General features: G+C 67.2%; 4 protein-coding genes. 2 read left to right on the plus strand and 2 right to left on the minus strand.

Annotated features, from left to right (window positions below):
- Positions 1-246: 246 nt before the first annotated feature.
- Entirely contained in the window at positions 247-1,968 is a 1,722-nt protein-coding gene (locus tag SNE206_RS39585) for an IS1634 family transposase (RefSeq protein WP_407918445.1), read from the minus strand.
- 233 nt (positions 1,969-2,201) lie between these two features.
- Between SNE206_RS39585 and SNE206_RS39590 the strand changes: the two genes are divergently transcribed.
- Entirely contained in the window at positions 2,202-3,425 is a 1,224-nt protein-coding gene (locus SNE206_RS39590; RefSeq protein ID WP_407918446.1) for an ISAs1 family transposase, read from the plus strand.
- A gap of 1,234 nt (positions 3,426-4,659) precedes the next feature.
- Positions 4,660-4,935 carry a hypothetical protein gene (locus SNE206_RS39595; protein WP_407918447.1) on the plus strand — a complete coding sequence of 92 codons (276 nt, stop codon included), beginning with the start codon at positions 4,660-4,662 and terminating at the stop codon, positions 4,933-4,935.
- Positions 4,936-5,109: 174 nt separating this feature from the next.
- Here SNE206_RS39595 and SNE206_RS39600 read toward each other — a convergent pair whose 3' ends face one another.
- A complete protein-coding gene (locus SNE206_RS39600) occupies positions 5,110-5,418 on the minus strand; it encodes a hypothetical protein (protein ID WP_407918448.1) in 309 nt (102 codons plus the stop codon).
- Positions 5,419-5,681 lie beyond the last annotated feature (263 nt).

Below are 5,681 nucleotides of genomic sequence, written 5' to 3' on the forward strand. Positions count from 1 at the left end.
GAACCGGGCATGGAACCCGGCTATCCCCTCGGACCACGACTCGACCTGCTCAACCGTCACCCCATAGGCACACAGTCAGACCAACGAGCGTCCACACCCACAGTCACGCCCAGATGCGGTTGCAGTACTAAAGCCTGCGTTCCGCGTAATTCAGCGGCCTGGAGTCACGAATCTGGGGTCTGACCTGCGTGGACGTGGGTGACGGCGCCTGAGAGTCGTTTCTCTAGGCGCTGGTGTTCGTGCAGGTCAGCGGGGTGCGGGTTCGAGGGCGATGATCTGCTTCGGTGTGGGGATGCCGAGCTTGGCCAGGAGGTCGGTCTGGGGCTTGGTGAGGGTGGTGACCTGGCGGAACAGGCCGGTGGGGCCGGTGAACGTGCCGAGGTGGAGCCGGTCGAGCTCGCGACGGATGGTCGTCCAGGTCTCGTCGGTGGTCGTCTCGACGATGCGGATCAGCAGCAGGGCGAGCCAGCAGAGGACGACGTGTGCGCGTATCCGTTCCTCGAGCCGGTGATAGACGGGCCGCAGGTCGATGATCTGTTTCATGTCCCGCCAGCCCCGCTCGACTTCGAGGAGCTGCTTGTAGCCGAGGGCGATGTCCTCGGCCGACAGGTGCGGGTCGGAGTATCTCAGCAGGTACTTGCCGTCGAGGTTCTCCTCGGTCTTGATCTTCGCGGTGTCGATGCGGAGCTTGCCGGCCGGGGTGGTGCGGAGGTAGCGGTTGAGGCCGGGCTTGTCGGCGAGCTTGCCGCGGAGTTCGCCGCGCTTGAAGTCGCTGAGCTTGTCGGTGTCTTCGATCAGGGCCGTGAGCCGGGCGACGAGCTGTTCGCGTATGTGCTGGTCACGGGTGGCGGCTTCGGGGTTGTGACAGATGACGAACCGTTCGGTCTCCGAGATCCGTACCTCTTTGACCCGCATGTTCCCGGCGATCTCGCCGTAGCGGCCCTGGCGGGACAGGGCGGCCTTCACTTCCGGGCTGCCGGAGCGGAGTTTCTCGCCGACGATGTAGGCGTGGTCGCCCTGGCGGAGGTGGCGACGGTTGCGTTCGCTGGAGAATCCCCGGTCGGTGACCCACACGATCTTGCTCAGGGTCCAGTCCCGCATGTCGTCCTTGACCTGCCGGATCACCTTCTGGTCACCGGTGTTGCCGGGCCAGGACCAGACGCGGACCGGGATCCCGTCCCGCGTGACGGCCATCCCGATCACGATCTGCGGCAGGTCGTCGCGGGAGTCCTTCGACTTGCCGAAGGTGCGGAACCCGGCTTGGCCGGCGGGCGCGCCGTCCTCTTCGGCGATTGGGTGATCGTCCGTCAGGAGGCGTCCCCTGTCGTCGCGGGCGGCGGGTTCGTCGGCTTCCTCCAGCTCGAAGTAGGTGCTGGTGGTGTCGAAGAACAGCAGGTCGACCTCGAGGTTGAGGAGGTTCGCGACCTCGTCGAACACCCGCTTCTCCAGGTCGTCGGTCACCTCGTGGAGCCAGTCCATCGCCCGGTAGCAGGCGTTGTCATCGGTGGCCGGCAGGCCCTGGACATGCACGTCGTGCGTGACCCAGTCCGCGGCGGCCAGCTTCGACGACGGCGTCAGGGCCCGGTTTGCGACCAGGGAGAACAGCACCCGCTCGGTCACCGACATGTCCCGGCGCCGGCCCCGTTTGGGCTGCCCGACCTGCCCGACGATCCGGTCGATCCTCAGCCGCCGCCAGAGATGATCGAGGACGTAGGTGCCGCCGAACGGGACCGACGAGACGAACTCCAGGTCACCCGCCGCCGTCGACGCCAGTGCCTCACCCGGCTCCAGCAGCCTCGATAGAGACGCGACCAGGCGCTTCACCGCGTCCCGGTCGAGGTCGTCCTCACGGCCGAACGTGAACAGGACCTTCGGGACCGCCCGGCCCTTCACCGGATCCCACTCGTTGTGGGCCAGGTGCAGGTACCGGACCGTGCCGGACTTGTTCTCCCGCTTCGTCGTCTTCACGTACACGACTCCAGACCCTACGGACCAACTCCAGTTCAGCGCAGGCGAATCCGCAAAATCGCGTCTCTAGGCGAATCCGCCCGCGTCACCAGCCCCCAACCCGCTGACCTGCACCTTCGACAGGGCTTGATCAAGTTCCGGGGGCGGGTGGTTTGTCGGTCCGCGGCCGGTCGGGGTGCATAGCGGAGCAGGCACGGGCTTCGTGATCATTGGGGTGTCGAAGCTCAACGATCATGAGGTGGCCCGTGCCTGCCGTTGCATCCTCCCTCATCCCGCCGGTGCTGGCGAAGCTGGGTCCGCTGGACCTCGGACACGCCGCTGACCTGCGGTCCTTCCTGGACCGGGTGCCCGACCCGCGGTCTAGGCGGGGCCGTTGGCACCCGCTGACCGCGATCCTCCTCGTCTGTGCCTGCGCGGCTGTGTCGGGGGCCAGGAGCGTCGATGAGATCGCGGAGTGGGCGGAGCGGGCCCCGGACAGCGTGCTGACGGCCGTCGGAGTCCGACCGCATCCGCTGCGTTGGCGCCGCTCTCCTTCGCGGACCACGATCGGCCGTGTCCTGAGGGCTGTTGACGGCGACGCCTTGGACCGGGCCGTTGGCGCCTACCTCGCCGACCGGAACGGTGCGGGACCGGCTTGCGGGCGACGGCGGGTGATCGCCGTCGACGGCAAGTCGCTGAGGGGAACGGCCCGTCTGTCCGCCGGCCGCAGGCACCTGCTCTCCGCAGTCACCCACCACCGGTCCCTGACCCTCGCCCAGGCCGAGGTCGGAGCGAAGACGAACGAGACCGCGCACTTCCGTCCGCTGCTCGAAGGGCTGGACCTGAGCGGGGCCCTGGTCACCTTCGACGCCCTGCACTCGGTCCAGGCGAACGTCACCTGGCTGGTCGAGACCAGGAACGCCCACTACATCGCCATGATCAAACGCAACCAGCCCACCGCCCACCGACAGCTCGCCGCCCTGCCCTGGTCCGACGTCGCCGTCCAGCACACCGCCTCCTGCACCGGGCACGGCCGCAGCGAGTCCCGCTCGATCAAGACCTGCGGCATCGCGGACGAACTCGGCGGGATCGCCTTCCCCCACGCCCGACTGGCCCTGCGTGTCCACAGACGCCGCAAGCAGAGCGGCAGACGCGAGACCCGCGAAACGGTCTACGCCGTCACCAGCCTCGATGCCCACCAGACCACTGCGGCAGAACTCGCCACAGCAATCCGCGGCCACTGGACCGTGGAAGCCCTGCACCACGTCAGAGACGTGACCTTCGCCGAGGACGCCTCCAACCTCCACACCGGCACCGGCCCCCGAGCCATGGCCAGCTTCCGCAATCTCGCCATCGGCCTGCTCAAGAGCCTCGGAGCCACCAACATCGCCAAGACCACCCGGGCAATCCGAGACCATCCCGAACGAGCCCTCCCACTCCTGGGCATCTGCAACAACCCCGACACCCAGGGAACTTGATCAAGCCCTGCACCTTCGACGCGGCAGGAACTCCAGAGCCCCTGAATTACGCGGAACGCAGGTAAAGGCGGGGATACCCTGCAAGATCAGGGATGGAGTGTCAGGTCGGCGCCGCCATGAATCACCGTGTTGGCAGAGAGTTCGCCAACGATTAATACGGCGGTCGCCCGATCTCCGGACAGAGCCTTCAGCAAGTCAGAGCACTCTCGGTGAACAGCCTGGCCGTCCGCACGTGGGCCGTTGGGGCGACAAGCAACAGCATGGCGCGGGTTACGCCTACCGGCGCCGGATGGGCACGGTGCTCGGTATCACGGGTGCGGACGGGGCCAGCGGAGCCAGCCCGGGTCGAGTCGCGTGAACGTGCATGCACAACTCCTTGTCCAGTGAATCGACTGCGGGAAAGGCTCGTCGACGCTGAAGCGAGCTGCTCATCCGTTTGATCGGTCCGGGACTTCACAGGTCAAAGGGGAGACGGCCCGTCCCGCGGGCTGACTGGTAAGGCTCTCGCCCGGACGTCCGACGGCACGGCCTGGGCGCGGTGCCATGGGACGTCGACGTCCCCGCGAAGGCAGAGACCAAGGAGGCTACGGACAGCGCCGGGCCGCTCGGGGCCAGGTTCCGAGGCCGTATCCGGGGTGACCCCCGAAGACCGCGTCACCCGAATGCAACCCTCGACCGGGCCGGCCACGGGGGTACCGCTACCGGCCCGGCTTCCCAAGGGATGGAGCACGGCGGCTCCAGAGGTGACGCGGGTCCGATCGGGCCTCAAATACACCCGCGTCACCACTTAACTCCACGGATGGGAGGCAGCAGCCGGTTCAATCGATCGACAGGCGCGAACCTTCCTGCCCTGTAACGGCTTTCTCCACTGCTGCCGACCGTCCCGATATGGTGATGATGAACCGGCATGGCACCGGCTCACGTTCTTCTCCGTACAGGCGGCGTAGGGGCTGTCTGTCACCCGGCCGGGGTCGGCGGCGAATGCCGCCCGAACCCACCCTGCCGGGGGAGCTGCCGGCGAGTGCGCAATCGGCAGTCGAGGGCTGCCTGGCGATCCCATGACGCCGGGCAGCCCTGCGCCACTTCCGGGCTCCGCGCCCGTCCGTTCACATCGGGCTCGCGGCGTCCCGTCCGCCCCGAGGACTCGGCCTGACATCACTGGAGAGTTCCTCAGCAGCGGGATCTTCCTGCCGGGAACACGCTGCTGGCCGGCAGCCACCACGCATGTCCGGGGGTGGCCGAATCTGTAATAAAATACCGCAAAACTGGTAATTACGCAGAACGGCCTGCCCTGGCGGACCACTACCGGCGCACGCATCGACCCGATACGGACGAACTGATCCACCTCGCACGCCTCATCGAGGACTGCGGAGACCGCGAGTTCACCGAACATCACGCCGCCGAAGCCGTTCGGCGAGCCGAGCAGCACCTCGACGTGCTCGACCTCTCCCACGACGTCCGCACCGGGCTCCTGGAACTCCTCCACCTCACCGCCCACCGCGACCTGTGATCGGCCCGACCATGCCCAGCACCCCACCACAGCAACGACCCCACCACTCGAGCCACGCCGGTCAAGACACTTCGGCCATGCCGAAGACCTCGATCGGCACGATCATCGGATTGCTGCGCAACCCGACCGCCGCGCTGATCCACCGCATCCAGGTGACCGACGTGGAGACGGCAGCTACCGCCGGACACCACACTCGGATGGCCGCGCGGCACACGCGGTCTCGAACCTGTTCTTCTCCAACCAGAGGATGTCCCAGTACCAGTGCGCCTCACAGCGGTACCCGCCGTAGATCTCGCTCCGGTGCGAGACCACTCGGCGGCCCTCCGCGTCGCACTCACCGATCCGGTAGTACCGTCCACCGTAGCTTTGGTGGGACGGGACCGGGCTCATGGGACCGGCCAGGTAGAGCAGACCTGCGGTCAGGATCACGACACCGCCGGCGCGGCGGGCGTACTTCATCGCGGGCGATGACTTCCAGCGCAACACATCTCCTCCCGTTGAGGGCGCCCCCTGGCACCGAGCGCGCTCCACGTGGTGCGGCGCCCACCTTGTTCAACGCCGTGCACGATGCACCGGTCAGACCCACTGCTCTTCCCGTCGTGGCACCGCACCGGATTAATACTGCAACCGCATCTGGGCGTGACTGTGGGTGTGGACGCTCGTTGGTCTGACTGTGTGCCTATGGGGTGACGGTTGAGCAGGTCGAGTCGTGGTCCGAGGGGATAGCCGGGTTCCATGCCCGGTTC

It is taken from the genome of Kitasatospora sp. NE20-6 (assembly GCF_045862635.1).

Bases quoted from the DNA above. Each gene is read 5' to 3' on its own strand.
- SNE206_RS39590 (WP_407918446.1), top strand. From the start codon at position 2,202: ATGAGGTGGCCCGTGCCTGCCGTTGCATCCTCCCTCATCCCGCCGGTG.